The following is a 24,081-nucleotide window of genomic DNA, read 5'->3' on the forward strand; positions in this document are numbered from 1 at the left end:
TACGAAACTATTGCTAGTATGGCTTTTAGCCCCCATACTAAAACTAATTTTGTTAAGGAGGAATGATCATGTCTACAAAACGCAGCATGTGGTCGTTATCAACTACAGCGCTCGTACTTATTCCAGTAGCGGTTGGTGTTAATTACATTGGTAAATTGTTTGCAGGACTCTTAAAATTACCTCTGTGGCTGGATGCTATTGGAACAGTGCTGGCTAGTTTACTTGCAGGTCCTATTATCGGGGGATTGTCTGGACTCATTAATAACATTATTTATGGTTTAACGGTGGACCCGATTTCGTTTGTATATGCTTTGACTAGTCTTTGTATGGGCTTAGTTGCAGGGGCAATGGCTTTCAAAGGCTGGATAAACAGCTGGGGTAAGGCGGCTGTTGTTGGACTAACTGTTGGTGTAACTGCTGTGCTCATTTCTACACCATTAAATGTATGGTTTTGGGGTGGACAGACTGGGAATTTATGGGGCGACATTGTGTTTGCTTCTGTAATGAACAAGACGCAATCAATCTGGCTTGCTTCTTTCTTAGACGAATTGGTGGTGGATGTTCCTGATAAATTATTAACTGTTTTGGTTGCCTATGGCATATATCGTGTGTTGCCAAAGAGCCTTATTCATATGTACAAAAACAAGTCAGATATTGAGTCACTGGACTAAAGTTGGTAGATAAGAGGTGTAGAAACCATGAAAACATTGAGTCTATATGTTCCAAAGGATACGGTAATACACCAGATTGATCCGATTACTAAGCTTTTCTATATTGTTTTTGCTATATTGGTACCAATCATTTTACCGTCTTTGTACACTGCTTTGATTGGTATGCTCGTTAGCTTCCTTATTTTATTGATTGGCAAGGTGTTCAGGCGTGCTTTGGCAGTCATTAGCTTTGTTGGATTTGTACTGGTAACCATTGTTCTTATCCAAGGATTTTTTTATGTGAAAAATGAAACGGTGCTTTTTCAAATAGGCTCTTGGATGTTTTATCAGGAAGGCTTACTATATGCTCTGGGTATTTGTTTTCGTGCCCTTAATATTGTAGGAGCTTTTCTCATTCTGGTATTAACTACTAAGCCGTCGGATTTAATTGAATCACTCGTCCGAAAAGGTTTGTCACCTCGCTTCGGATATGTGTTAAGCTCTGTATTTCAAATTATCCCACAAATGATGACAACAATGGAAACGATTACAGATGCACAGCGATCGCGCGGGATGGAGACACAAGGGGGCTTGTTGGCCAGAATGAAAGCATTTGTTCCGCTAATCGGTCCGGTTGTATTAAGCTCGCTCATAGATACGAAGGAACGGAGTCTTGCTTTACAGGTTCGCGGGTTTAATGTATCGGGTCCCAAGACGTTTCTACAAGAAGAAACACAATATGCACATGGAAAAATGTTACGAGCACTTATGGGAGTATGCATAGTGATTGCGATTGTTTGGAGGGTTATCGGATGAGTCACATTGAGATTAATCAGCTAAAATATCGGTACCCAATGAGCGAACAATTGGCGTTAGATGGTGTAAGCATGACAGTACAACGTGGTGAGTTCCTCGGTGTGATTGGACAAAATCGAGCTGGTAAATCAACATTTTGCCAAGCATTAACTGGACTAGTGCCCCACTTTTATAAAGGGGCTTATGGTGGTAGTGTGTTGATTGATGGTACAGATGTGGGCAAAGAGGGAATTGACGAAACCATACGCAAGGTGGGCATTGTCTTCCAGAATCCTTTTACACAGGTAACAGGTGCTAAGCTAACGGTGTATGAAGAGATTGCGTTTGGACTAGAGCACTTGGGTGTACCTCGGCAACAAATGATCGAGAGAATTGATCACGTCCTGCATTTGTTAGATATCGAAGAATGCAAAGACCGTGCCCCTTTTGACTTGTCAGGTGGTCAGATGCAACGGATGGCAATTGCTAGCGTCATTGCTATGCGGCCTCAGGTGATTGTGTTAGATGAGCCTACATCTCAGCTTGATCCTCAAGGTTCCGAAGAGGTATTTCGCGCTATTCAAAGTTTGAGTAAAGAAGGCATGACCGTCATATTGGCTGAACACAAAATGGAAAAGCTGGCCGTATACGCTGACCGTATTGCCTTGTTTCACCAGGGGAAATTGATTGATGTGGATACACCGTCTCGCCTGTTCTCACGAGATGACTTGGCACAGTATGATATTCAACCACCCGTCTATACCCGAGTATGTCGGGAATTAGGTCTGAGATTACCTGGTGCAAATACATATCCTGTTACGTTAAAAGAAGCACAGCGCTCTTATGAGGCACATCAGCAACAAAATAGATCGCAGTCTAATGAGGGTGACCAGCATGATTAAACTAAAGGATGTTCGTTTTGGTTATCAAAGTGGACAGGAAGTACTAAAAGGAATATCACTTGCTTTTGACCAACGCACAACGGCTATTATTGGTCAGAATGGTGCTGGGAAAACGACCTTAGTCAAGCTATTAAAAGGCTTATTGCAACCAACAGCAGGTGACATTTGTATTGGAGAGGTTAATACCAAAACAGCGACTGTAGCACAGCTTGCTGGTACAATTGGGCTCGTCTTTCAAAATCCACATGATCAGATTTTTAAAAGAACAGTATTAGATGAAGTGATGTTTGGCCCCCTACAGCTCAAGGTAGATGTACAAACGGCAAAGCAACGTACCAAGGAAGCTTTGCAGCTAGTAGGTTTATGGGATCGTCATGCTGAGAATCCACATGATCTGGGGTTATCGGAGAAAAAACTAATAACCATCGCATCTGTGGTTGCTATGAATACAGACGTCATCATTTTAGATGAACCAACAATTGCACAGGATGATGCTGGAAAACGTCGGATTGCAGAGATTATCAAGCAGTTGAAGCAGGAAGGTAAACTAGTGCTGGCTATTTTACATGATATGGATTTTGTCGCTGCTCATTTTGAGCGAACAATTGTCTTGAACCAAGGGCAGGTACTAATAGACGCAGACACTCGCCATGTCTTTTCCCACCAGGAGCTTTTACAACGCGCAGGTTTGGACACGCCATATGTGACGCAGCTTGGCAAGGAGTGGGGGGAAGTCGAAACCATATTGACAGCGGAAGAACTGATTGAAAGATGGTCAAAAAAGGGCTAGTGGTATACGGATACCTGTCTTGTAAGTGACATAAAACTTCATCGAAAAGCCCACGATTTCCACAATAGGGGGAATCATGGGCTTTTCGTGTTTAAGGCCTAACAAGCATCACATGTGGAGATTTGATTTTGAGGAGAGCTATCTAGGCTTAATCAACTAAATGCCTATTCTCAAAAACTTTTATCTGACCGACGGATTGAAAGCCAGATTTTTTATAGATATTGATTCCATCAGGAGAGGCTTGTAGAACACACAGAGGAATCTTTTGTTTCTTTGCTTCTTCGACAAGAAAATTAAACATTGCCGATCCAAAGCCTTTTCCTCTGTATTCTGATCTTGTAGCAATATCGTAGATACCAACACTCTCTTTTGTGAAAATTAAAGATCCAATTGATACAATTTCACCTTTGTACTCACCAAGGTAGAGCTTCATCTTTTCTGTAAGTAATTGTGGATAGGAGGAGAGCTGTTCATAATAAGAGCGTACCGAGATGGATTCTTGTGATGTACCAAACAAAGAGGCAAGTATTTCGCCAAATTGTACGATGTCTTCAGCGGTTGATATCTCCCTTATGACAAAGCCCTCGGGTATCAATACAACTGGTTCTAATTGTTCTAAATTTGCTACCATTGCCACATTCATTTCGGCTTCTACTAATCCAGTACCTTCCAGTATATGACTCAAATCGTGGTCATCCTCCCAATACCAAAACGCCATTGGGAATTTCTTTGTATGAAATTGATGTATCTCTAATTTTACCTCGTCTGCCTCCGATTGGTTGAGATGATTATTTCGTAACACGATAATGTTAAACGTATCTGCGGGAAGACCACAATCTGTTTTGACGTAATTTTCAGTATTTTTAACTGACATTTCAGCTACGTTATTTGCTATAAATGAAACTTTGGCAATCAAATTTGTCAAAATTACATGCTTGTAATATTTTTGATCGTTATCCATTTTTATGTTCCTTTCTTAATTTTATGGTGTAAGAGCGCTCTTATATGTAAAAACTATACAATAGCAGAAGAAAAATAGAAATTGGTTTCACCATATGTACATCCTCCCGTAATATTCTGATAATTACTTACAAGCTATAACTACAGCGTATTTGGAGAAGAATTATTCGCTGATTGGTCATTTTTACCTATCCTTCTGCTTCTATACCAAAGATGTTTTTTACTGTATACGCCTTACATTTTTAGTAAGTTAGTCAGTTTTTTACCTTTCGAATGAAAAATAATCATTATCTACAATTGTTTGTATAAATAGACTATGGTATCATGTTTTTTGTAAGCGATATCAATCATACGGCGTGTTACTAGTTAGACTAGGCATAAGCCAATTAAACGGAGCTTTTTCTGCCGTTTTTTGGGTCATGCCTTTTTTATTTTATTCTATTATTTTTTATGCGCTTACATGAACTAGCTATACCTATTATGAATCAAAAGGTAATTTACATCACCAAGATATTTTAGGAGGAACTACCATGATAAAACACAAAAACAAACTGATCCTGTCATTAGCGCTGGCACTCACCGTCTCTCCTTTGACTAGCGCATTTGCTGAAGGAGAAAAAACTCCTGTTGTAAAAAATGAAACAACAGCACAACGGATACAGCATTTGGTTGATTCAACGATTGACCTATTTCGTAATAGCTCTCAAAAAGATAAATTTGAGCTAATGGAAAAAAATCTGAAGGAAGCAAGCTCCTTAGACCCATTTAATATGGAGTTAAAGTTCTATTTGGCCTCAACCTTGGTTTTTCAGAAGAAAGTAGAAGAGGCTGTGGGCATCTACAAACAAATCGTTAACTTCCAGCCTAATCATTTCGATGCAAATCTATTGTATGGCGTTTATTCAAAGGTAAATGGTGATGAGGCTACATATAACAAATCCATGGCTACCTTACAAAAGATTGATCCACAGCGAGCAGTTGCTTTTCAAGCGAAGCTACAGGCAGCAGATGCTTATTTAAAGACTGAACTGAATACCACAGTGCCTCAAAACCTACCTCAAAAAAATCATGCCATTATCATTTTAGGCTTTGCACTTGAAAATGATGGTTCTATGAAACAGCCATTAATTGAACGTTTACAAGCTGGATTAGCTATTGCAAAAAAATATCCTAATTCAAAAATTATCGTTACAGGTGGCTCGGCTAAAAATGGCATTACTGAAGCGGAAGCGATGAGCAAATGGTTGTTGGAAAAAGGTGTAGATAAGAATCGTATTGTTCTAGAAAAAAGTGCATCTGATACAGTAGAAAACGCATTATGCACAACGGCTATTTTAGAAACCATGGAGATTACTGATGCAACCTTAGTAACAAATGCAACTCATATGCGTCGAGCTCTATCTGGCTTCCAAGCATCTAGTGACCACTATGCTCGCCTTATGGGAAAAGAAAATAAACGTATCTTTACGAATATGGTATATATGGATTACGCTTCTGCCGATAAAGCAAAGCAAGTAACAAAGGATGAAAAGCTAGGGATTTACCGTGATTTATTACGTACCTCTGGAATCTGGGCATTCCCAGGCTATCAGCGCTAATCGAACAGATAAAAGAAGTAAAAGCCCCGTTGAATGGGGCTTTTACTATTTGTAGAAGAGCAGATTGATAGAGGAAAGTGTATATATATTTAAGATCCTTCTAGTATTTTTATCGTAATGTCTACTTTACCTGAGCTTGTGTACCTATCATATCTTTGTGTCTATATACACTTATTATGATGCCGATAGCAATGAATTTGTATATAAGATGAACACCACTGTCGTTAATAAATGGTAGCGGAATCGAATCGTAAAGGTCAATTGGTAAATACCCTACGGACATTAAAATATTTCCTAAGAATGTAAGTGAAAATATCGCGAGAAAACTAGTTATTATCCGTTTTCCATAGGAATCATTTACTCTTTTGATCATTCTCGTAATGCGTATAGCAAAAAAGGCTATTAAGGCAAGGAAGATTATTCCTAGAACCCATCCAAAGCTATAGATTAGGTATACAAATATCAAACGATCGTCCATATATGTGATTATTTTAAATGCTGAAAGAAAGCCTTGCCCCCATAAGCCTGCAGAATGTAGTAGGTTTGAAATTTGAATATATATCCATCCAGAGTCTAGTGGATCAACGTATGGATTTATAAATCCAATAAAGTTCCTACTAGAACCTATAAAAAGGAAGATTGCTGCGTATATGAAAATACTGAGAATTTAATACAAATACCATCTGAGTTCTTTTCGTCCTACTCTAACCAAAAAGACAACCGTAAGAAAACTGAGGTTATTCCTCCCCTACAATCCGATCTACAGTGGTACGGAACACGTGCCATTCCTTTTTCTTATCTTTTAAATGTGCTCGGCCTTCATCAGTAATGCGATAGTATTTTCTTTTCCGGCCGTCATACTCTTTCCAATAGGATTTAACAAAAGTATTACTCTCTAAAGTGTGAAGGATCGGATACATAGTCCCTTCTTTTAAGGTGAAAATACCATCTGAATTCTTCTCAATCTCTTTAGCTATTTCATACCCGTACATTTCCTTTCTATCCAGAAGAGTCAATATCAAGATAACGGTACTTCCTTTCATTAATTCTTTGTTTATTTTCATATTTACCTCCAAATAAAATTGGAATTTACATAGATATATGATGCATCGTAAATCTATGTATTAGTATATGGAATTTAATGCAAAAAAACAACTGCTACTCTAAATGGTGTAATTACGAAGAGTAGAGTATTATTTTGGAATTTATTGCAAACGCTCAGTTCTACAACATGTGGAGTGTGGTATATTGATACAAGAAGAATGAGAATGGGGGAGAGGCGCAATATGGAAATTAAGGTGAATCAAAATGGCGATTCAAAAGTTGCCATTATATCAAGCGATAGCATCATTATTAATAACGTAAACGACGCTTTGGATGTAATGGCAAATGTCCGATATAATAATGGATGCGAGAAAATGCTGGTGAGAAAAGAGCATCTGACTGAAGATTTCTTTAATTTGAGAACAGGTTTTGCGGGTGAGGTTTTACAAAAGTATACGAATTATAAAATGAAGATTGCAATTGTTGGTGAGTTTGAATCCTATAACAGCAAAAGTTTGAACGACTTTATTTACGAATGCAACAAAGGAAAACAGGTATTTTTCAAACCGACAGAAGAGGAAGCATTGGAAGCATTGCATGGTATAAATACGTAAAAATGAGCGGTGTCAGATTCCTATTTTTTGTAGCCAATTTATCTACATATATGTGAATCATAATATTAGAGGCCTACTAGAGAAAGACCACTTAAACTGATCTTACCCCTGTCAAGTAGACAACTTTAAACAAGCCCCATCTAGGCTACCTGAGTTCGGCATTCTATCGGATTTTCCCCAACTAATTTTTCAAGGCTTTGCAAGGCATCTCCGGTAATATAGGATACTTATTGGCCAACCTCCCAAGGCCCCTACTTCCACCTTCACCTTCACAAAAAAGTGGACATAACCGTTCTTCTAAAACGGATGTCCACTTATACATAGGTTATGATGATTACATTGAGCTCGGCCAGCAGAGGTTCATGATGAAATGTTTCGCTCTTCAAAAGACAAAGACATGCGCCTGCCTTCTCTCTCGGGGTATCGATATGGTGTCCTATCGTAATCGAATCAGGTTTGCCCCATCGCTTCCAGACTCTCTGGAATAATCTGACCGCCATCAACGATGATGGTTTGGCCCGTAATATAACCTGCCTCCTTCGAAGCCAAAAAAAGAGCGGCGTAAGCGATATCTTCGACGCTTCCGAGCCGCTTGAGCGGGATGGACGCCGTCATCGCCTGCAGATAATGATCTCCAAGGCCATCCAAGCCTTCCGTCATTATGTTGCCGGGCATGACGGCGTTAATGGTAATGCTGTAACGCGCGAGCTCGAGCGCCGCACTGCGCATGAATCCAAGCTGAGCGGCTTTGCTTGCGCCGTAGTGCGACCATCCGGCATAGCCGGTGGCCGGCCCCGTAATCGAAGAGGTAACAATGATCCGGCCGTATTCCGCCTTCTTCAGAAAGGGCAGGCAGGCTTGAAGGGAAAACAGAGTCCCGCGAGCATTCGTGTTCATCACCTGATCCCAATGCTCGCCGGTCATCTCCTCGATCGGCACATTCGGAAAAATACCGGCATTGGCGCACAGCACGTCGATCCCCCCGAAAGTACCGGCCGTCTCGCTCGCAACGCACTTCATCGACTCCAAATCGGCGACATTGCCCTGGAAGGCATGAGCAATGCCTCCGTTCTTCCGGATTTCCACCGCGGTTTCCTCCGCTTTCGTCAGGCTGCGTGCGACGACCGCGACTTTCGCCCCCTGTGCGGCGAAGGTTCTCGCAATTCCTTTGCCGATTCCTTTGCTGGCTCCGGTCACTACGACCGTCTTATCCTTCAGTGGCGTCAGCATGTAGCAGCACTCCTATCCTCTGTTATATAAGTTACATTTTCCCATTGCTTGGATTCCTTATCATCGTACTACAAATCCAAACGTGGAGGCAATTTGCTGAGCAGCCTTTTTTCATCTAGCGAAGGAACTGCACTGTACCACGGATTTGACTTAAAATAAGGTTTGGGTCATTAATGCCGAGATCCCTTGTAAGTGTTTTGTACCCTTGTTCACCGCTCAAATAAAGCCGTACGGCTTTTAACTTAAAATCCTTTGAATATGTTTTTCTAATTTCCCCCATAGAAAATTCCCCTCCTAGTTAATACAGTAAGGGGTCTTGCTTCTTACTGTCTACTAAAAGGGGATAATATCATAATATCAAACTTGTCAGGGGGGGTCTTTCTTGTATTTACTCATCTCCTGTCGCCACAGGACTATCCTTATAGGATGACCAATCGCTCCAGCTACCTCCGTATAACTTTGCATCGGCTCGACCTGCTCTCATAAGTGCTAGGAGGTTGACGCATGCTGTTACACCCGATCCACAGTAAACCATGATTTGCTTTTGCTGTAATAACTCACCGAAATGGTTTTGCAACTGCTCTTTCGTTTTTAATGTACCATCTGCTTGTAGGGTGTTTTTGTAAAAGAAGCATTCAGCTCCAGGAATGTGTCCTGCCTTATAGTCCAATGGTTCCACATCACCACGATAACGCTCCGGTGCACGAGAATCGAGAAGAGGTATAGTAGCCTCTCGTTGTTCAATCGCATTCTTGGTCAGAAGCATATCTGATTGAACATTAGCTGTGAAGGAACGCGATTTCCGCTGGAGGATTTCTGTGCTAGTCGGATAATTTGCTCTGTTCCATGCGGCATAACCACCATCCAGGACATACACACGCTCATGTCCAACGTAGCGTAACATCCACCACAAGCGAGCTGCCATTGCCATATCATCCCCATCATAGGCAACAACGGTTGTATGCTGGTCGATACCGATTTGGGAAAATAATTCTTCCATGACGGAAATGTTCGGTAATGGATGGCGTCCACCGTGCCCTTGCTCTGTTTTTTGACCGGATAGGTCTGACTCCAAGCTGATGTAGGTGGCGCCCGGAATATGACCTGCATCGTATTCTGCACGACCTGCATCTGGTTGTCCGAGAATAAAACGGCAGTCTAGTATCACTAGTGAAGGATCGTTAAGATGCTCATAAAGCCAATCAACCTGTACCATGGGGTCTTGTAGCTTATCCTGTGACATTTTATCCCTCTTTTCCAAAAAAGATCGAAATTCTTGCCTTTTTTCTACTATAACAGATTAAAAGTTGTTTCGTCTTTGAAAAGGATGATACATTGAGGTATAGAGGGGCATACTTCCCAAATTTCATGGGGTACATATGATCTAGAGCAAAGAAGCAGTTTTGGTTTTTCATAGATTGTCAGGTTCATATATAAGATAGATAAACAGGTAGGAGGATACCATGATAAAAGCACTCGTGTTTGATTTTGACGGAACTATCTTGGATACAGAATGGACATTATATCAATCATTTAAGGAAATCTATGATTCTTATGGTGTAATACTTCCTATTGATCTATGGTCACAGGGGGTGGGGAGTGAACTTGTATTTGATCCTTTTGCTCATTTAGAAGAGATGATCAAGGCGCCTGTTGACCGAGTTGCAACAGAAGATAGATGGTTGAATCGCCACAGAGAATTGTTGCAGACAACAGATTTACGTCCAGGTGTGAGGGAATATTTAGAAGCAGCGCGTTCTCTAGGGTTAAAAATTGGTCTTGCATCTAGCTCCCCTCGCTCCTGGGTAGACCCTCATCTAAAAAAATATGGCATACGTGATTATTTTTCTTGTGTCTTAACCAAGGATGATGTGCTACAAGTCAAACCTGACCCAGAGCTTTACATAAAAACGCTTACTTGCTTTGGGGTAAGACCGTATGAAGCGGTTGCCGTGGAGGATTCAGTCACAGGGGCGACAGCTGCCAAAGCGGCTGGTATGTACTGTATTATTACACCGCATGAGCTATCTCGTAAGCATACTTTTGCAGAGTATGATGTACGGATGGAATCTCTTGCAGAGAGACAGTTGGAGCAGGTGTTAGAAGATTTTAAATAAGGCTCTGTTGGAGCAGCGATTTTTTATGTAAGCATACGCTATGTAAAATTCCATACGAAAACCCTTCTGATGCTCCAGCCCTCTTTTTGAGGTGGGGGATGATCAGAAGGGTTTTGATTTGTTATCTACATCGATGTTTTATCATAAACGTACGAATGTAGCTTTCACTGAGCTTTTTACAAGAAGCTACTTTCGTTTATTTTTGTTATTGACGTTTACCAAGGAATACGACATCGTCATCATCTGAGATGGAATGTTCGCGAGGTTTGTTCTGAAAAGCCTCGTTTTTATGTGACACGGTACTGGTAAAACTACGAGAGTTATTGCCATTTTTCAGTCCTTGGATAAACCGACTAGCTTTGCCTGCTATAACAAGTGCCACTACGGCAATCAATACAATCGGAATTAAAGCTAACATCGCTAAAATGAGTAAGAATTTCATTTCTGTGTCTCCCCTTTGAGTCGGTTAGTAATATATACGAAATAGGAGCGGGGAAGTTTCAGGCTTGTAAATATTTTTGAAAAGGTGTAAAGTCAATCTCTTTTTCTTTTAAATGAGCAATCAAAAATTTATGATCACGTTTTGGCGTGGCAATGATGTAGCCACGAATGATCAGCTCTGTCGTCATATGCTCAGCTTTTTCATCCAGTGCCAACTGTCCAATTTTAGCAGCAATCGTACGTCTTGCGACTGGACGGAATAATTCGGGAACAGGGTGTACTAATTCGTTTAATAACTCTAAGCTGTCATCGTCCCACATATGCCTTGTCTGATCAATAAAGTGATCTTGCCAATCTAAGTCAGATTTACCATCTTGTTTGGGCATTGATTTTAGAAATTTTCGGAACATAAAATAGCCACCAATGGCAAACAGTCCAACCAGCACAATGGTCCAACCGATAATAAACCAGGAAAACATTCCGTTCACAAGCTACACCTCGTTATCATTATGCTTCTTAGTATCCGTAATTCAACTATTGACCTTATTTTCATTGTACAACAAATATTTTGTTTTTTTAAGAGGAGGAATATGCAGAAACTACCTAAATGAACACCATTTACCTATCCTGATTTGCCTAATCAAGGATTTTCTCTTTCCAATTCTACACGAAATGAGTAAGATAGATAGTACAATAGCTGTTGGAAAAGGGGGCTCGTGCCTATGTTTACACTTGGACAACGGGTAATTATCACAGCAGATTCCTTCGAACAATCGTTGCCAATCGGAGAACATGCCTATCTAATTGGCCGCGATCGCAACCCGGATTCGGCTTTTGACTGGTTGATTCGTGTCCCAAAGTATGATCGACATTTTCCTGTGACGGATAAAGATATCTCTTTAGAAGAGAGCATTTGGGAAGAAGCAGCTGAGCGAGCGCAGCAAGAAGCTTTGCTTGACTTTGCGTTGGCTACCAAAAATGAAGCATTGTTTCGTAGAGTGGTAGGTCTCGCTGACGAAGAGCCTGAACAAGGTGCGACAAAGGAATCACCTGAGGAATTTATTCGTAAGGTAAATATGAAAGCTTGGATATAAGTGACTACCAGAATGATTTCCCCATAGGGCCAAAGAAAGTTGGCTTGGGGAGATCATTTTGTATTTTCTATACCTTCATTGCAGGAATTGCAGGGGGAAAACAAGAAGTCTGTTAGAGAAGAGATCGATTTTATAAAAACTAGGTGACGAAGCTTGTATCGCCATGGAAAGAGAGGCCTTTTAGCCATGTCAGATTTTATCGAATTTCAAAATGAAGATGGACAGAGTATGCAGTTATCCCGCGAGGATTTTCAAAATAAAATAATTCCGAAGTATATGGATCTTTACTGGAATGAGAATGAAAAATTACGAGAGTTCGCTATGGAACTGGTACGTCAAGAATTTCCTGAACATGCTTCCAAAGCAGCGGATCGTTTATTGGAATTGTATGGTCCCATTGAACCAGCAATGATTTTCCGTTCCATTGTACATATGCAATTGGGGGAATTTCCTCAAGCACAGAAGCTATTGCATGAAACAATTGATCAATACCCAGAATCAGCTACCGCTCATCTTAACCTAGCCCGCCTGTATGCACAGGGAGGGGAAGAGCATACAGCTGGTTTGCTGTTGCAAAAGTCATTACTTATTGATCCAAACCAAGATAATGGGTTAGAATGGTTGACCAATTCCTTTATGGAGGCAGGAAAAAAAGAAGAACTATATCAATATTTAACAGAACTTGGAAATCGAGAAGGTGCATGGCGTCCGCATTATGTGTTAGCACTTGTCGCATTAAAGGAAGGCGACCTCTTGACTGCTATGAACATGTTTAAAGAAACACTAGATAAAGTGAACGGTCATGAAGAAATTGTAATGAACGTGACAGGGGAACTAGGACAAGCAGGGTACGTTTATCAGCTGATCCAAATTAGCGAGCAATATTGGAAACCAAGCTTTGAGCGACCATATGCCGGCTTTAATTATATCAATGCGCTCTTGCAAACCGATGAGACAAAAAAAGCGATTGATGTCCTAAAAGAATTAGTTGAACATACGCGTGAAGAGTTTAAACCAGCGGTACAAGAGTACGTGGACAGATTGCCACAGGAACTGCTAGAAGCACACCAAGCAGATGAGAAAAATTCAGCAGCTACCAACGGAGAAACAAAGAAACCTTGGTGGAAAGTTTGGTAATAAGCAACATAAACATATAAAAATTGAAACAAGGCTCTATTCCCTTTTGGGAAGATAGGGTCTTGTTTTTGTTTTATCGATGTTCGTAGCGTAAACAGTTTGTTGACGATATCCTCTAGTATCCTAGTCAAAAAGGTGATAAAATGCAATTGTATATTTGATAATGATTATCATTTTTAGTGATGGAGATATATTCCGTGGAATGAGCTTACAAATGTAAACGTAAAAATGCTAACTAACAGGGCTACCTGTTAATGCCTACACACATATAAAAAACTGCACGATACCATCAGATTAATAAACCATTGGGGAGGAATATACACATGACAGAAGCAACGCAGACGTTGGCAACACTGATTACATCGAGAAGAACGGTACGACAAACGCAAAACACTCCTATTCCACTGGAGACGATTAATAAAATTTTAGAACAAGCAGCATACGCTCCGTTTCATAGCGAAGTAGAGCCTTGGGCAGTCAAAATTGCTTCGACTGAGCAAGAAAAAAAGTATTTTTTTCAATGTGTCTTTAAGAGTTACGAGCGTATTGGTCTTTTTGAATCTTATACGGATGAAAAAATAGAAAAGGTAAGAGAGTCCTATCGGGAATACTTTGAAGGTACACCAATTTCGATTCTGATAGCAACAGATGTGTTCGACCATGAAAAAAAGGATTTTGAATCAGTTGGGGCTACTTGTGCATTTATCCAAAACATTCAACTGCTATGCTGGGAACAGAATATTGGGGCTGTGTGGCGGACCAATCCTTATATTTTTGATTCAGAATTTATAAAGGAAATAGGTTTTCGTTCCAACCAAAAAATTGTAGGCTCGCTTCATTTAGGCTATCCACAACAAATACCTAAAGCCAAGGAACGCCGGTCGTTAGATCAATGGGTATCGAGTATTCAAGAGGGTGTCAAATAATATAGGTTCGAAAATAGCAATATCAACATTCCATGTACCACCAGTGTGTGGTGATGGAATGTTTTTTAATATGTAGGTAAGAGACATAAGTAATTTTGCATAATCTTGTGATTTGAAATTAGGCAGGATATACTTATTTTGTTTCCTAGGAAACAAAAATGACAGAAAGATAAGGAGAAGTAAATACATGACTACACAACAAATTGTAGGGAAGTTGCAAAAGCTACTGCACCAACATGAAGAAAATAGTAAAACGCGACAGTCAGGCCTACTGAACTCCATTCGAGATATAGACAGACCGACAGAGGAGCTGACTTTATCAGAACTGCATGTTATCGCTTGTATAGGAAAACATGGACAGGTTAATGTGACGGCCATTTCACAAGAGATGGATATGACTCGTGGAGCTATTTCTAAGATTAGTACGAAGCTTTTGAAAAGAGGTTATCTAGTAAAAAAACAAAAAGCTGATAATCAAAAGGAGGTTCATTTTCAATTAACATCTATGGGAGCTGAAATTTTCCGTTTACATGAAGAGCTACATGAACAGGCAGAGAGGAGAATAGAGAGGTTTTTACAAAAATACTCTAGCTCTGAGCTAGCTTTTATCGATCGTCTGCTGACCGATGCCATTGCAGAACATAAGAGCAAGCAGACAGAATAGAGCATTTTTATTTGGTTAGGAGGAAATAGAGCATGAAAACAAAATTGATTTTGTATACATTAGCAATCAGCGCGTTAGTAGGATCGCTGTCTCAAAACATCTACACGCCGATCTTACAGCAAATGCAGGAGCAATTACAAACATCACCATACCTGATCAATCTAAGTATTTCTGTGTTCACTATTGCCCTAGCTATCATGCAAATTGTGTATGGCCCCTTTATTGATACGAAAGGACGTAGAGCTGTGTTACTACCTAGTCTGTTCCTCTATGTTATAGCTTCTGTGGGATGCGCCTTTTCAGGAAGCATTTCTTGGTTTTTATTCTTTCGTGTATTACAAGGGATTGGGGTAGCTGCAATACCCGTGGTGGCTGCTACGGTAATTGGAGATATATTCGAAGGATCACAGAGAGCACAAGCAATGAGTAACTATCAGATGCTTCTCTCCTTGGCTTCGGTAATCGGACCGTTGTTAGGCGGGTTTATTGGAGGTCAGAGTGGATTTACGGGTATTTTCTCCTTTTTAGGTGTAACGGGTCTTATTATGTTTATTGCTAGTCTAGTCATTATCCCAGAAACTAAGCCAACAAAGGGAATCGCACGAACATTCCAACTACAAGCCTATGTAAAAGTACTTGTTCACCCGATTGGCCGGCTAGTATTGTTGCTTGGCTTTGCTCAATTCTATTTATTTTACAGTGTGTTGGTGTTTTTACCACATGTACTACAGAACATATATGGCTTATCTGCACAACAAACAGGGCTTGCTTTTTTACCATTGTCCCTATGCTTGATGGCGGGGAGTTTTGTAAGTGGTCGATTAAAAGATAAACAACTGGGGAGAAGCGAACAAAGATTGCTGTTCACTTGCTTTTTGCACCTGATAGCAGTCGTCATTTTTACACTGACAGCAAATATATCTATTGGGTGGCTCTTGTTTAGTTTATCTTTATATGGATTTAGTGGTGGTTATGCCATGCCATTCCAAAGCACGTTACTAACCGAGCTCTTTGTAGCAGAGCGGGCAACGGCGATTGGCTTCTATAATTTTATTCGTTATGTTGGTATGGCGGTAGGACCTATTATCGGTAGCTTATTGTATCAAGATGGACGATTTGTTTTGACATTTGGAGTAGGAGCCATTGGGTTTGCGATTGTCATTTTATTTGCTAGGAAAATGATTAGGCTACGCGAAAAGCTGTTCTTCCAATGATATAGAGGCTATAAAGTCATCCAAGGGAAGTGGGTGACTTTTTTGTTACCTAACAGACTAAGAGATAACAACATAAAGCCATTTTAGAACGACATTGTCTAAAAATAAAAATATAGTGTAATGTTCTCTGTTTTGCTGGATCAAATAAACGAATCAAAGAAAGAGAGGATGACTTATATGAAGAAACAAACGCTTATAGTAGTAAGTACATTGGCAGTAATGTTATCAGCCATATCTCCATTTTCTCCAGTGCTAGCCGATAGAGTGAATGCAGCGGCTAGCAAGAATCAGCAAACTCTAACTCTGGATCAGGTAATTGCTGAAATGAATAAAAAAACGCCGATCTCTACCTATACGGAGGCAACATTTACGACGCAGAATCGACTTATTGAAAACAGTCCTAGAACAGCTACAACGAATTATAAATGGTGGGACAATACGATAAATAATGAGATGCGTATAGAAACTACGAAGGATGGTAGGACGAGTTTTTATGTTAGTAAGGGTGGTACGTCTACTAGTTATAAGGAAGAAAGTATGGAAGGTAATGAGCAAGCTGTAATATCTTCAACGGGAGTAAAGGCTGCTGTCGATAACAAAATTAATAATACAAAGCAAGAATTAAAAAAACTTAAAAAGGATATTCTTTCTGACGCCAAAGTTACTTTTCATATTGTGGAAGAAACGTTGCTTAACCGAGATGTCTATCATATCTCTAAAAAACAAGAGAAGGTAAGAAACAATCAATCTAATGTTACTTATAATGAACTTTGGATAGATAAGAAAACCGGTCTAAAGCTAAAGTCTATTTCGAATGCGAATGACAAACAAATTTCCGAGTATACAGTTACTAAAGTAGATTTTCATCCACAATTCAATGAAAAAGACTTTACTCTTGATTTACCTAAGGATGTCAAAATAATAGAAAACTAGGCTGAGAGAAACAAGCGTTATATCCTCAAAGAAAAATATCAAAACATACCCATAAATTAAAAAAATGACTCTGTTATTCGTTCAGAGTCATTTTTTTATGCCCATCAGCAATGGTGAACGTTACAGTCATAGATGCAATAGTGAACGAGTTGATGCATTTTAATCATTGTCGTATATTGACGAAATTTGTATAATAAGCGTACCTTTCAAACTTGTTATCTTTCAATCCAATGGTGGAAAACGTAAGTTCTCAGTCTAGCGTTTGTTTAAACAACAGTAAGTATGAATAACAAATGATCAGAAAAAACCCTTTCGAAAGCAAAAGAGCTTTTTAAGCCTTGTTCTCCATAATGGGTAAAATTGCAGTTAAATAATTCAGCAGAAGATTCATAGATTGGGCAGGTTTGGTTAGGGATTCGATTACTTTAGGATTTTATACAACTGTAAAAGGGGAGATGATCTATGTTTTTTAAGTCAGTACAAGCTAACGAGCTTACTGCATTCGTAGAGGAAAGTCGAAAATTACGAAAGATGGTTGAAAAAAATGACTTTTCAAGTGTATTTCAACCGTCTACAGATAATCCAGAATTAAAGGAAATTGCTGAGAATCTGAATGTTGTTCTAAACGCCATGCAAAGCTTCAGAGAAAACGTAGCCGTTCGACTTGATTTGGTGACGGAAGCCATTGAAGTGGGTTTATGGGATATGAATGTTATAGCGGGCGATCCTGTAAATCCTCAGAACACCTTTACATGGACGAATGAATTTCGCAAAATGGTAGGCTATCGGGATGAAACGGATTTTCCCAATGTCCTTGATAGTTGGGCATCAAAACTGCATCCAGAAGATCATGGTCAGGTTCTAGAAGCTTTTGAAAAACATCTATTGGACCATTCAGGAAAAACATCTTATGATGTGGAATATCGTTTACTGTTAAAGAACGGCGAATATCGCTGGTTCCGAGCTACTGGGGCAACAGTTCGAGATCCGGATGGCATTCCTTTACGAGTAGCAGGTGCTTTATTTGATATACATGACAAGAAGATGAAAGAACAAGAATTAATATCCTTGGCTGAGCGGTATGATCTTATCAATCGAGTTCTCGTGGAAGCTCCTTGGGATATGACCGTTGTTGAGGGGGACGTTATTAATCCGAATAATGAATTTTGGTGGTCACCTCAATTCCGAAGAGCACTTGGATTTAAAGACGAAACAGATTTCCCAAATGTGATGAGTAGCTGGAGTAGTAGACTTCACCCAGAGGATGAAAAACGGACATTAGAAGCCTTTGCTAATCATTTAAACGATTATAGTGGGAATACTCCATTTGATATTGAATATCGCCTTTGTTTAAAAAATGGTGAGTATCGTTGGTATCATGCCAGTGGTGAAACCATTCGAAGTAGTAGAGGTATTCCACTACGAGTAGCTGGGACGATACGGGATATTACCCTCGAAAAAAACAAAGAACAGGTCGTACGTGAGATGACCACTCAAATGCAGCATCTGTCAGACTCTATTAGCGATATGGTTAAAGGTGTCAATTCAATAACCAATCAGGCACAGGAGCTTGCCATTGCTCAGGATCAATCTACTGAAGCCGCTAATAAAGCAAAAGGTAGTGCAGATGAAACGAAAAATATTTCAAAGTTCATTAAAGAAATTGCTGAACAGACGAATCTATTAGGGTTAAATGCAGCAATTGAAGCAGCTCGTGCAGGTGAACAGGGGCGTGGTTTTGGTATTGTCGCAGATGAGGTAAGGAAATTAGCTGTACATAGTGCAAATGCTACCGTAAACATTGAAAACAGTTTGAATGATATGAAGGAACTCATTGAAACTATTCTACAACATATCGGAAAAATGAATACTCTTACACAGACCCAAGCCGCCTTGACAGAGCAAGTAAATTCATCGATGGATGAGATCAATAAAATGTCACAGTCCTTGGTAGATTTCACTAAAACGTTATAGGCTCATAAATCGTACTCTATGAAGATAGAGAACTTTGAATCTAAGATAAAAAAAGCCGGATATACCACTAGCATGGGTATACCGGCTATTTTTCTAATTTAAGTAGTATACAGGAGGGATGATTAACAGTACTGTGAAGGATAAAATCTTTACAGGGCTAAGCCGATTAATCTGTTAGGTGGATTATTCCTATTTAGCGGACGTACTATTGTAGGAATTAGCTTACTTCCTTTGTTTTAAGAATTCCTCAAGTTGAATAGATATGTACATCAAAGTTCCCACAAGTGCCCCGACCATCACACCGTCCAAGAAAAAGCCAATACCTCCCCCAACTAGTGCAAACGTCATTACCCTTGTACCCATCATAGTAGTATCTCCTTTTTTACTAGAGTTGATTATTTCTATTATACCAATATTTACAACATTTTTTACATACGAAAAAATCAACTTTTCATCAGACGAGACGGGATTTCTTTTGCAAACTTTTATGTCATATTTTACGCCACATCTATTTCCTCTTTGGCAGAACTGAATATTTTTATTTTTATCATGATGAAGAGGAAAGCAAGCAATGCAAATGCTATTCCACTCCAGAGAAGCTGATGGATTCCCAGTTGAGAAATAAACCAGCCACCAATAGAAGCTCCCAACGTAATTCCAAGATTGGAGAACGAGACAAATAAACTATTGCCGAACTCAGGAGATTCTTTTGCCTCAGTCATGAGCCAGGTTTGGCTGATGATAAGACCACCAGAATGTATGATTCCCCAAATACATACGATAACCACCATCGGGATGAAACATGAACCCAAATAGTAAGCAAGTACGTAAATTACCATATATAGAAGCGGAAACGATATCACTGTCTTAGGTAAGCTTTTTTGTAAGGAACCCCCAAACAAAAAATTGCCAAATATCATAATTAGTCCAAACACCATCAACATTAAACTAATCCAGGAGCCATTCATGTGTGTTACCTGTCCCAGATATTCGGCAAAATAGCTATATACAGAAAACATAGCTGCAAAGATACATATAACTGTAGCGATATTTAACCATAATTCAGGCTTGCGTAATATGCTAACCTGCTTTCCATAAGACATCTTTTCTTTTACAGGCATGGAGGGAAGCCAAAATAAAATTCCTGCAAAAGCAATCGCGCTTACAATAGCCCCAAACAGGAAAGCCGCCTCTAACGACAATTGTTCGGCGAGAAAAGATGTCAAAGGGATGCCAAAAGCAAATCCGACAGTTATTCCAGCGAAAACCTTTGTGATTGCTTGCCCGCTTTTTTCTGGAGGGACAAGCTTGGCTGCGGTCACGAGAGCCACTGAAAAAAAGACAGGATGAAAAATAGCAGGCAGAATACGGAAAGCTAGCATGACCTCGAAGCTAGTTGTATAAGCATAAACAATATTTGCAATCGTGAACATAAGGACAGCAGTTAACAGAATTACTTTTCGATTGACACCAGAAGCAAGCAATGTCAGAAATGGGCCTGAAATAGCAACGACTAAAGCAAATATACTTACAAGTATTCCTGCCTGTGAAGTTGTTATGTTAAATTTCTGTGTGATCTGGGGAAGAACCCCTACAATCCCCATTTCAGTGGTAATGATACCGAATACGCCTAAAGCCAGCATCATGATAAGAAGAGGGTTAATCTGTTTCATATAAATAAATCTCCATCCTTCCTCGTATAGGGAACCTTCTATTTATATATACATATCTATATATGTAGATATCAATAATCAAAAAAATATGCCTCCTTTCCGTTTATAGTTCTTTTTGGACATACTCGGAAAATTCCTGGATGGTCTTTTCATTTCGTCGATAATACGTCCATTTTCCGATTCGTTCAGAATCCAACAGCCCAGCTTTTTGCATGGTTAACAAATAACTAGAGATGACTGATTGTGCTAAACCAGATTTCGTTTGAATATCGCCCACACATACACCAATTTGAAAACTTAGCCCTTGCTGTAAATAGGGTTTTTCATCAAAGAATTTCCCTGGATTTTTTAGCCATAGCAAGATTTGTCTACGCGTCTCGTTTGTCAGTGCTTTATAAATCAATGAAGGTTCCATACGGATTATTATATCTATTTTTATAGATTTGTAAATGTAGGTTGTGTGCATTGTTATTCTTTGAGGGGGATGAAAGGAAAAAGCCGCCCTGAATTGGAGCGACTTTTCGGTATTGCTATCTATTTAAACTGGCTGGTAAGCCCCTTCTCTAAATAGCTTACACCTTGGTACATCAAAGCGGCGACGAGGGCAATGACGAAGAGAGATACCATGACCAGGGAAAAATTGAAAACCTGAAATCCATAAATAATTAGATAGCCTAAGCCTTTTTGAGCAACTAAAAATTCTCCAACAACAACGCCTATCCAAGAAAGTCCGACATTTACTTTTAAAGAAGAAATAATCGTAGGCATTGTGGCGGGAAAGATCACTTTGGCAAACATTTGACTTTTGCTTGCACCAAAGGTCTGCATGACTTTCAGATAGTTAGGATTAACCTCACGGAAGCTAGAATAAATCGTTATGGCGGTAATAATAATCGAAACAGAGAGTGTCGTTGCGATAATGGAGATGACTCCAGGACCTAAACCTACAATAAACAGAGGACCCAATGCAACTTTGGGCATGCTATTTGCAATGATTAAATAAGGCTCCAGCACTCGTGATAAAAATGGAGACCACCAAATCATGATGGCGAGTAAGGTACCAAAGAGGGTTCCAAGTATAAAGCCAATGACGGTTTCAAGTACGGTTACGCTGGTATGCATCACCAAGCTCATATCAGTCATTTTTTCAATAAACAAACTCCAGATTCGACTAGGTGAGCTAAACAACAGAACATCAATCCATTGGAAGAAAGCGGCCATTTCCCACGTACCTAAAAAAACGAGTAAGATTAGAAGCTGAGTGAGAAAAACCAACCATTTGGTACGTATTACGCTATGTTTATACTGCTGATGAATGCGATCGATGTTAATCTGCTCCATCAGAACTTCCCTCCATCTCTCTCCACACATGGTTATACAGATCGGAGAAGCCGGTCAATTGTCGAGCTTGGAACGGCAACGCCTGACGGATGATCTCTGGTATCTTCATTTCCGAACGAATGCGTCCCGGATTTCGATCTAATATGTAGATTCGGTCTCCCATAGCTACTGCTTCTTGTAAATCATGGGTGACTAAAATAGCCGTTTTTTTGTGGCGACGCAAGGTTTCAATAATAAGATCTTCAAGTTTAAGCTTCGTCTGGTGATCCAGAGCGGAGAAGGGTTCATCTAGAAGCAGGATTTCTGGTTGACAGGCAAGTGTTCGGACCAAGGCTACACGTTGTTTCATTCCGCCAGATAATTGCTGTGGGGAAGCCTTGCGAAAGTGAATCAGCTCCATCTCTTCTAGGAGATGCAAGGCATATTCTTCATTCGCTTTGGTACGGATTCCTTGCACCTCTAATCCGAGAAACACATTCTCTTCTATCGTGCGCCAGTTAAATAAATAATCTTGTTGAAGCATATAGCCTACCTTACGAGTAGTTCCTGTTAGGTGATTTCCGTCTACGTAAATTTGACCTGCCGTAGGTTTTTCAAGTCCTGCTATGAGTGAAAGTAAGGTGGTTTTTCCACAACCACTCGGTCCTACTAAACAGACGAACTCACCTTCCTCCACATGCAAGGAAATATTGTTGACTGCCATGAATGCGTTGCGTGGGGTTACGTATAGGTGGGTGACATGGTTTAACTCAATTTTTGCTTGAGGAGAAGGGAGCATGAGCTATTTACCTCCTAACGCCTGTTTGGCAAACGTATCATTCACTAGTTTTTCATAAGTCACTGATTGTTTCAGCTCTCCAGCAGCTTTCATAATTTCCAGTAATAATTCCCAGTCGTCTTTTTTTAGTAAGGGAGTAGCTGAATAAGTAGCCTGTTCCTGATAGCGCTTAACGGAACGAGTGAGGATATCTGCTTTTACATCCGAAAAATAGGGAGTAATCACTTTTGCCACTTCTTCGGCAGTATGAGAATGTACCCATTGTTGCCCTTTATAAATGGCGTTAGTAAATCTCTGAATGTTTGTTTTATTTTTCAGGATGTAGCTTTGTTTGGTCATATAGCTGGTATAGGGAACATTACCGCTTTCCTTACCAAAGGAGGAGACTACATAACCGATGCCTTCTTGTTCAAATTGCGATGCTGTTGGTTCAAAGAGTTGCACAAAATCTCCAGTACCTGAGGCGAAGGCAGACGGGATATTTTTAAATTCAATGTTTTGCAGAACGGTGGCATCTTTTTGGGGATCAATGCTGTTTTTTTTCAGTACAAACTCTCCGACCATCTGGGGCATACCACCTTTTCGTTGGCCAAGAAATACCTTGCCTTTTACCTGATCCCAAGAGAAGTGCTTTGGTTTAGAACGAGCGACGAGGAATGTACCATCGGTTTGGGTGAGCTGGGCAAAATTGATGATTGGATCTTGCGGACCTTGTTGATCTACATAAATGCTGGTCTCAGAACCTACCAATGCGACATCAATTCCATCAGATAAGAGGGAGGTCATTGTTTTATCGCCACCCCAAGTGGTTGTTACTTCGACTTCTAACCCTTCTTCTTTAAAAAATTCCTTTTCTAAAGCAACGTATTGTGGGGCGTAGAAAAGGGAGCGAGTCACCTCTCCTACTCGGATTCTATTCGAATTACTGCTGGAGCAACCGCTCAAAAAACAGGCAAGACCTAGGCAAAGAATAATGCCTAGGATAAGGAAACGTTTCATGAAAAAACCTCCTAGGCTTTTCGTTTTACTGTAACCTATGCCCAGTCGCGGTGAATGGTGAACGGATAAAAGAATAATAAGGAGTATTTATCGCTATACCTTTAGGAATTGTAATGTTATAGGGTTAGATGAAATTTCGCTTCAAATATGATAAGATTGGTAAAATATGCACGTGGATTTTACATAAAGGATGGAGGTGGATAGGGC

28 protein-coding genes are annotated in these 24,081 nt (G+C 39.9%); 14 read left to right on the forward strand and 14 right to left on the reverse strand.

What is annotated here, in order from left to right; genetic code table 11:
• Positions 1-68: 68 nt before the first annotated feature.
• From BrL25_RS18250 to BrL25_RS18265, 4 genes are read left to right on the forward strand one after another with little or no spacing between them, the layout of a single operon-like run.
• Positions 69-671, forward strand: coding sequence for a membrane protein (locus tag BrL25_RS18250; RefSeq protein WP_018673111.1), 603 nt, complete (start codon positions 69-71; stop codon positions 669-671).
• A 27-nt stretch (positions 672-698) separates the two neighbouring features.
• Complete coding sequence (locus BrL25_RS18255) at positions 699-1,466, forward strand: energy-coupling factor transporter transmembrane component T family protein (protein WP_018673112.1); 768 nt, start codon at positions 699-701, stop codon at positions 1,464-1,466.
• A complete protein-coding gene (locus tag BrL25_RS18260; RefSeq protein WP_018673113.1) occupies positions 1,463-2,347 on the forward strand; it encodes an energy-coupling factor ABC transporter ATP-binding protein in 885 nt (294 codons plus the stop codon). The genes BrL25_RS18255 and BrL25_RS18260 overlap by 4 nt, the downstream gene beginning before the upstream one ends.
• Positions 2,340-3,137, forward strand: coding sequence for an energy-coupling factor ABC transporter ATP-binding protein (locus tag BrL25_RS18265; RefSeq protein ID WP_018673114.1), 798 nt, complete (start codon positions 2,340-2,342; stop codon positions 3,135-3,137). The genes BrL25_RS18260 and BrL25_RS18265 overlap by 8 nt, the downstream gene beginning before the upstream one ends.
• Before the next feature lie 148 nt (positions 3,138-3,285).
• Here BrL25_RS18265 and BrL25_RS18270 read toward each other — a convergent pair whose 3' ends face one another.
• Positions 3,286-4,098, reverse strand: a complete 813-nt coding sequence (locus tag BrL25_RS18270) for a GNAT family N-acetyltransferase (RefSeq protein ID WP_018673115.1) — start codon at positions 4,096-4,098, stop codon at positions 3,286-3,288.
• Between the two features lie 529 nt (positions 4,099-4,627).
• On the opposite strand from BrL25_RS18270, the gene BrL25_RS18275 reads away from it, so the two are divergent.
• Entirely contained in the window at positions 4,628-5,695 is a 1,068-nt protein-coding gene (locus BrL25_RS18275) for a YdcF family protein (protein WP_018673116.1), read from the forward strand.
• 121 nt (positions 5,696-5,816) lie between these two features.
• On the opposite strand, the gene BrL25_RS26555 is transcribed toward BrL25_RS18275, so the two are convergent.
• Positions 5,817-6,362, reverse strand: coding sequence for an FtsW/RodA/SpoVE family cell cycle protein (locus BrL25_RS26555; protein WP_081621643.1), 546 nt, complete (start codon positions 6,360-6,362; stop codon positions 5,817-5,819).
• Between the two features lie 70 nt (positions 6,363-6,432).
• Positions 6,433-6,759 carry a PadR family transcriptional regulator gene (locus tag BrL25_RS18285; RefSeq protein WP_018673118.1) on the reverse strand — a complete coding sequence of 109 codons (327 nt, stop codon included), beginning with the start codon at positions 6,757-6,759 and terminating at the stop codon, positions 6,433-6,435.
• A gap of 222 nt (positions 6,760-6,981) precedes the next feature.
• Here BrL25_RS18285 and BrL25_RS18290 point away from each other — a divergent pair, with 222 nt between their 5' ends.
• Positions 6,982-7,353: a DUF4180 domain-containing protein gene (locus tag BrL25_RS18290; RefSeq protein WP_018673119.1), complete on the forward strand. Its 372-nt coding sequence runs from the start codon at positions 6,982-6,984 to the stop codon at positions 7,351-7,353.
• A 450-nt stretch (positions 7,354-7,803) separates the two neighbouring features.
• Here BrL25_RS18290 and fabG read toward each other — a convergent pair whose 3' ends face one another.
• The 3 genes from fabG to BrL25_RS18300 form a co-directional block, all read right to left on the reverse strand.
• Positions 7,804-8,583 (reverse strand): 3-oxoacyl-ACP reductase FabG, encoded by a 780-nt coding sequence (fabG, locus tag BrL25_RS18295; RefSeq protein WP_099327274.1) that lies wholly within the window; start codon positions 8,581-8,583, stop codon positions 7,804-7,806.
• A gap of 115 nt (positions 8,584-8,698) precedes the next feature.
• Complete coding sequence (locus BrL25_RS24890) at positions 8,699-8,863, reverse strand: hypothetical protein (RefSeq protein ID WP_018672069.1); 165 nt, start codon at positions 8,861-8,863, stop codon at positions 8,699-8,701.
• A gap of 108 nt (positions 8,864-8,971) precedes the next feature.
• The gene (locus BrL25_RS18300) at positions 8,972-9,826 is read right to left on the reverse strand and encodes a sulfurtransferase (RefSeq protein WP_018672070.1); all 855 of its coding nucleotides are present in this window, start codon (positions 9,824-9,826) and stop codon (positions 8,972-8,974) included.
• Between the two features lie 220 nt (positions 9,827-10,046).
• Between BrL25_RS18300 and BrL25_RS18305 the strand changes: the two genes are divergently transcribed.
• A complete protein-coding gene (locus BrL25_RS18305; protein ID WP_018672071.1) occupies positions 10,047-10,700 on the forward strand; it encodes an HAD family hydrolase in 654 nt (217 codons plus the stop codon).
• A 205-nt stretch (positions 10,701-10,905) separates the two neighbouring features.
• Here BrL25_RS18305 and BrL25_RS18310 read toward each other — a convergent pair whose 3' ends face one another.
• Positions 10,906-11,142 carry a hypothetical protein gene (locus tag BrL25_RS18310; protein WP_018672072.1) on the reverse strand — a complete coding sequence of 79 codons (237 nt, stop codon included), beginning with the start codon at positions 11,140-11,142 and terminating at the stop codon, positions 10,906-10,908.
• A 58-nt stretch (positions 11,143-11,200) separates the two neighbouring features.
• Complete coding sequence (locus tag BrL25_RS18315; RefSeq protein ID WP_176452334.1) at positions 11,201-11,620, reverse strand: DUF2621 family protein; 420 nt, start codon at positions 11,618-11,620, stop codon at positions 11,201-11,203.
• A gap of 243 nt (positions 11,621-11,863) precedes the next feature.
• On the opposite strand from BrL25_RS18315, the gene BrL25_RS18320 reads away from it, so the two are divergent.
• The 7 genes from BrL25_RS18320 (at position 11,864) to BrL25_RS26315 (ending at position 19,083) form a co-directional block, all read left to right on the forward strand.
• A complete protein-coding gene (locus BrL25_RS18320) occupies positions 11,864-12,235 on the forward strand; it encodes a hypothetical protein (RefSeq protein WP_018672074.1) in 372 nt (123 codons plus the stop codon).
• Positions 12,236-12,421: 186 nt separating this feature from the next.
• Positions 12,422-13,372: a tetratricopeptide repeat protein gene (locus tag BrL25_RS18325; protein WP_018672075.1), complete on the forward strand. Its 951-nt coding sequence runs from the start codon at positions 12,422-12,424 to the stop codon at positions 13,370-13,372.
• Positions 13,373-13,695: 323 nt separating this feature from the next.
• Positions 13,696-14,298 (forward strand): nitroreductase family protein, encoded by a 603-nt coding sequence (locus BrL25_RS18330; protein ID WP_018672076.1) that lies wholly within the window; start codon positions 13,696-13,698, stop codon positions 14,296-14,298.
• Between the two features lie 187 nt (positions 14,299-14,485).
• Positions 14,486-14,962: a MarR family transcriptional regulator gene (locus BrL25_RS18335; RefSeq protein WP_018672077.1), complete on the forward strand. Its 477-nt coding sequence runs from the start codon at positions 14,486-14,488 to the stop codon at positions 14,960-14,962.
• Between the two features lie 32 nt (positions 14,963-14,994).
• Positions 14,995-16,176 carry an MFS transporter gene (locus tag BrL25_RS18340; protein WP_018672078.1) on the forward strand — a complete coding sequence of 394 codons (1,182 nt, stop codon included), beginning with the start codon at positions 14,995-14,997 and terminating at the stop codon, positions 16,174-16,176.
• 177 nt (positions 16,177-16,353) lie between these two features.
• Entirely contained in the window at positions 16,354-17,109 is a 756-nt protein-coding gene (locus BrL25_RS25780) for a LolA family protein (RefSeq protein ID WP_018672079.1), read from the forward strand.
• A gap of 462 nt (positions 17,110-17,571) precedes the next feature.
• Positions 17,572-19,083 carry a methyl-accepting chemotaxis protein gene (locus tag BrL25_RS26315; RefSeq protein ID WP_018672080.1) on the forward strand — a complete coding sequence of 504 codons (1,512 nt, stop codon included), beginning with the start codon at positions 17,572-17,574 and terminating at the stop codon, positions 19,081-19,083.
• Between the two features lie 222 nt (positions 19,084-19,305).
• Here BrL25_RS26315 and BrL25_RS25265 read toward each other — a convergent pair whose 3' ends face one another.
• The 6 genes from BrL25_RS25265 to BrL25_RS18375 form a co-directional block, all read right to left on the reverse strand.
• Complete coding sequence (locus BrL25_RS25265; protein ID WP_018672081.1) at positions 19,306-19,449, reverse strand: hypothetical protein; 144 nt, start codon at positions 19,447-19,449, stop codon at positions 19,306-19,308.
• A 131-nt stretch (positions 19,450-19,580) separates the two neighbouring features.
• Positions 19,581-20,756 (reverse strand): MFS transporter, encoded by a 1,176-nt coding sequence (locus BrL25_RS18355; protein WP_018672082.1) that lies wholly within the window; start codon positions 20,754-20,756, stop codon positions 19,581-19,583.
• Positions 20,757-20,859: 103 nt separating this feature from the next.
• The gene (locus BrL25_RS18360) at positions 20,860-21,171 is read right to left on the reverse strand and encodes an ArsR/SmtB family transcription factor (RefSeq protein ID WP_018672083.1); all 312 of its coding nucleotides are present in this window, start codon (positions 21,169-21,171) and stop codon (positions 20,860-20,862) included.
• Between the two features lie 119 nt (positions 21,172-21,290).
• Entirely contained in the window at positions 21,291-22,097 is an 807-nt protein-coding gene (locus BrL25_RS18365) for an ABC transporter permease (protein WP_018672084.1), read from the reverse strand.
• A complete protein-coding gene (locus BrL25_RS18370) occupies positions 22,084-22,875 on the reverse strand; it encodes an ABC transporter ATP-binding protein (RefSeq protein WP_018672085.1) in 792 nt (263 codons plus the stop codon). Before BrL25_RS18370 ends, BrL25_RS18365 begins: the two co-directional genes overlap by 14 nt.
• A gap of 3 nt (positions 22,876-22,878) precedes the next feature.
• The gene (locus BrL25_RS18375) at positions 22,879-23,874 is read right to left on the reverse strand and encodes an ABC transporter substrate-binding protein (protein WP_018672086.1); all 996 of its coding nucleotides are present in this window, start codon (positions 23,872-23,874) and stop codon (positions 22,879-22,881) included.
• Between the last annotated feature and the right edge of the window lie 207 nt (positions 23,875-24,081).

Origin of the sequence: Brevibacillus laterosporus DSM 25 (assembly GCF_002706795.1) — a bacterium.
GTDB classification, from domain to species: Bacteria; Bacillota; Bacilli; order Brevibacillales; family Brevibacillaceae; genus Brevibacillus_B; species Brevibacillus_B laterosporus.

What these genes read in the sequence shown, in the direction of transcription:
- BrL25_RS18290 (WP_018673119.1), top strand. Translation starts at nt 6,982, where the DNA reads ATGGAAATTAAGGTGAATCAAAATGGCGATTCAAAAGTTGCCATTATA.
- BrL25_RS18375 (WP_018672086.1), bottom strand. Translation starts at nt 23,874, where the DNA reads ATGAAACGTTTCCTTATCCTAGGCATTATTCTTTGCCTAGGTCTTGCC.
- BrL25_RS18370 (WP_018672085.1), bottom strand. Translation starts at nt 22,875, where the DNA reads ATGCTCCCTTCTCCTCAAGCAAAAATTGAGTTAAACCATGTCACCCAC.
- BrL25_RS18270 (WP_018673115.1), bottom strand. Translation starts at nt 4,098, where the DNA reads ATGGATAACGATCAAAAATATTACAAGCATGTAATTTTGACAAATTTG.
- BrL25_RS26315 (WP_018672080.1), top strand. Translation starts at nt 17,572, where the DNA reads ATGTTTTTTAAGTCAGTACAAGCTAACGAGCTTACTGCATTCGTAGAG.
- BrL25_RS18360 (WP_018672083.1), bottom strand. Translation starts at nt 21,171, where the DNA reads ATGGAACCTTCATTGATTTATAAAGCACTGACAAACGAGACGCGTAGA.
- BrL25_RS18365 (WP_018672084.1), bottom strand. Translation starts at nt 22,097, where the DNA reads ATGGAGCAGATTAACATCGATCGCATTCATCAGCAGTATAAACATAGC.
- BrL25_RS24890 (WP_018672069.1), bottom strand. Translation starts at nt 8,863, where the DNA reads ATGGGGGAAATTAGAAAAACATATTCAAAGGATTTTAAGTTAAAAGCC.
- BrL25_RS18340 (WP_018672078.1), top strand. Translation starts at nt 14,995, where the DNA reads ATGAAAACAAAATTGATTTTGTATACATTAGCAATCAGCGCGTTAGTA.
- BrL25_RS18315 (WP_176452334.1), bottom strand. Translation starts at nt 11,620, where the DNA reads ATGTTTTCCTGGTTTATTATCGGTTGGACCATTGTGCTGGTTGGACTG.
- BrL25_RS25780 (WP_018672079.1), top strand. Translation starts at nt 16,354, where the DNA reads ATGAAGAAACAAACGCTTATAGTAGTAAGTACATTGGCAGTAATGTTA.
- BrL25_RS18335 (WP_018672077.1), top strand. Translation starts at nt 14,486, where the DNA reads ATGACTACACAACAAATTGTAGGGAAGTTGCAAAAGCTACTGCACCAA.
- BrL25_RS18260 (WP_018673113.1), top strand. Translation starts at nt 1,463, where the DNA reads ATGAGTCACATTGAGATTAATCAGCTAAAATATCGGTACCCAATGAGC.
- BrL25_RS18355 (WP_018672082.1), bottom strand. Translation starts at nt 20,756, where the DNA reads ATGAAACAGATTAACCCTCTTCTTATCATGATGCTGGCTTTAGGCGTA.
- fabG (WP_099327274.1), bottom strand. Translation starts at nt 8,583, where the DNA reads ATGCTGACGCCACTGAAGGATAAGACGGTCGTAGTGACCGGAGCCAGC.
- BrL25_RS18300 (WP_018672070.1), bottom strand. Translation starts at nt 9,826, where the DNA reads ATGTCACAGGATAAGCTACAAGACCCCATGGTACAGGTTGATTGGCTT.
- BrL25_RS18250 (WP_018673111.1), top strand. Translation starts at nt 69, where the DNA reads ATGTCTACAAAACGCAGCATGTGGTCGTTATCAACTACAGCGCTCGTA.
- BrL25_RS18325 (WP_018672075.1), top strand. Translation starts at nt 12,422, where the DNA reads ATGTCAGATTTTATCGAATTTCAAAATGAAGATGGACAGAGTATGCAG.
- BrL25_RS18265 (WP_018673114.1), top strand. Translation starts at nt 2,340, where the DNA reads ATGATTAAACTAAAGGATGTTCGTTTTGGTTATCAAAGTGGACAGGAA.
- BrL25_RS18255 (WP_018673112.1), top strand. Translation starts at nt 699, where the DNA reads ATGAAAACATTGAGTCTATATGTTCCAAAGGATACGGTAATACACCAG.
- BrL25_RS18285 (WP_018673118.1), bottom strand. Translation starts at nt 6,759, where the DNA reads ATGAAAATAAACAAAGAATTAATGAAAGGAAGTACCGTTATCTTGATA.
- BrL25_RS18310 (WP_018672072.1), bottom strand. Translation starts at nt 11,142, where the DNA reads ATGAAATTCTTACTCATTTTAGCGATGTTAGCTTTAATTCCGATTGTA.
- BrL25_RS18275 (WP_018673116.1), top strand. Translation starts at nt 4,628, where the DNA reads ATGATAAAACACAAAAACAAACTGATCCTGTCATTAGCGCTGGCACTC.
- BrL25_RS18330 (WP_018672076.1), top strand. Translation starts at nt 13,696, where the DNA reads ATGACAGAAGCAACGCAGACGTTGGCAACACTGATTACATCGAGAAGA.
- BrL25_RS18305 (WP_018672071.1), top strand. Translation starts at nt 10,047, where the DNA reads ATGATAAAAGCACTCGTGTTTGATTTTGACGGAACTATCTTGGATACA.
- BrL25_RS25265 (WP_018672081.1), bottom strand. Translation starts at nt 19,449, where the DNA reads ATGATGGGTACAAGGGTAATGACGTTTGCACTAGTTGGGGGAGGTATT.
- BrL25_RS18320 (WP_018672074.1), top strand. Translation starts at nt 11,864, where the DNA reads ATGTTTACACTTGGACAACGGGTAATTATCACAGCAGATTCCTTCGAA.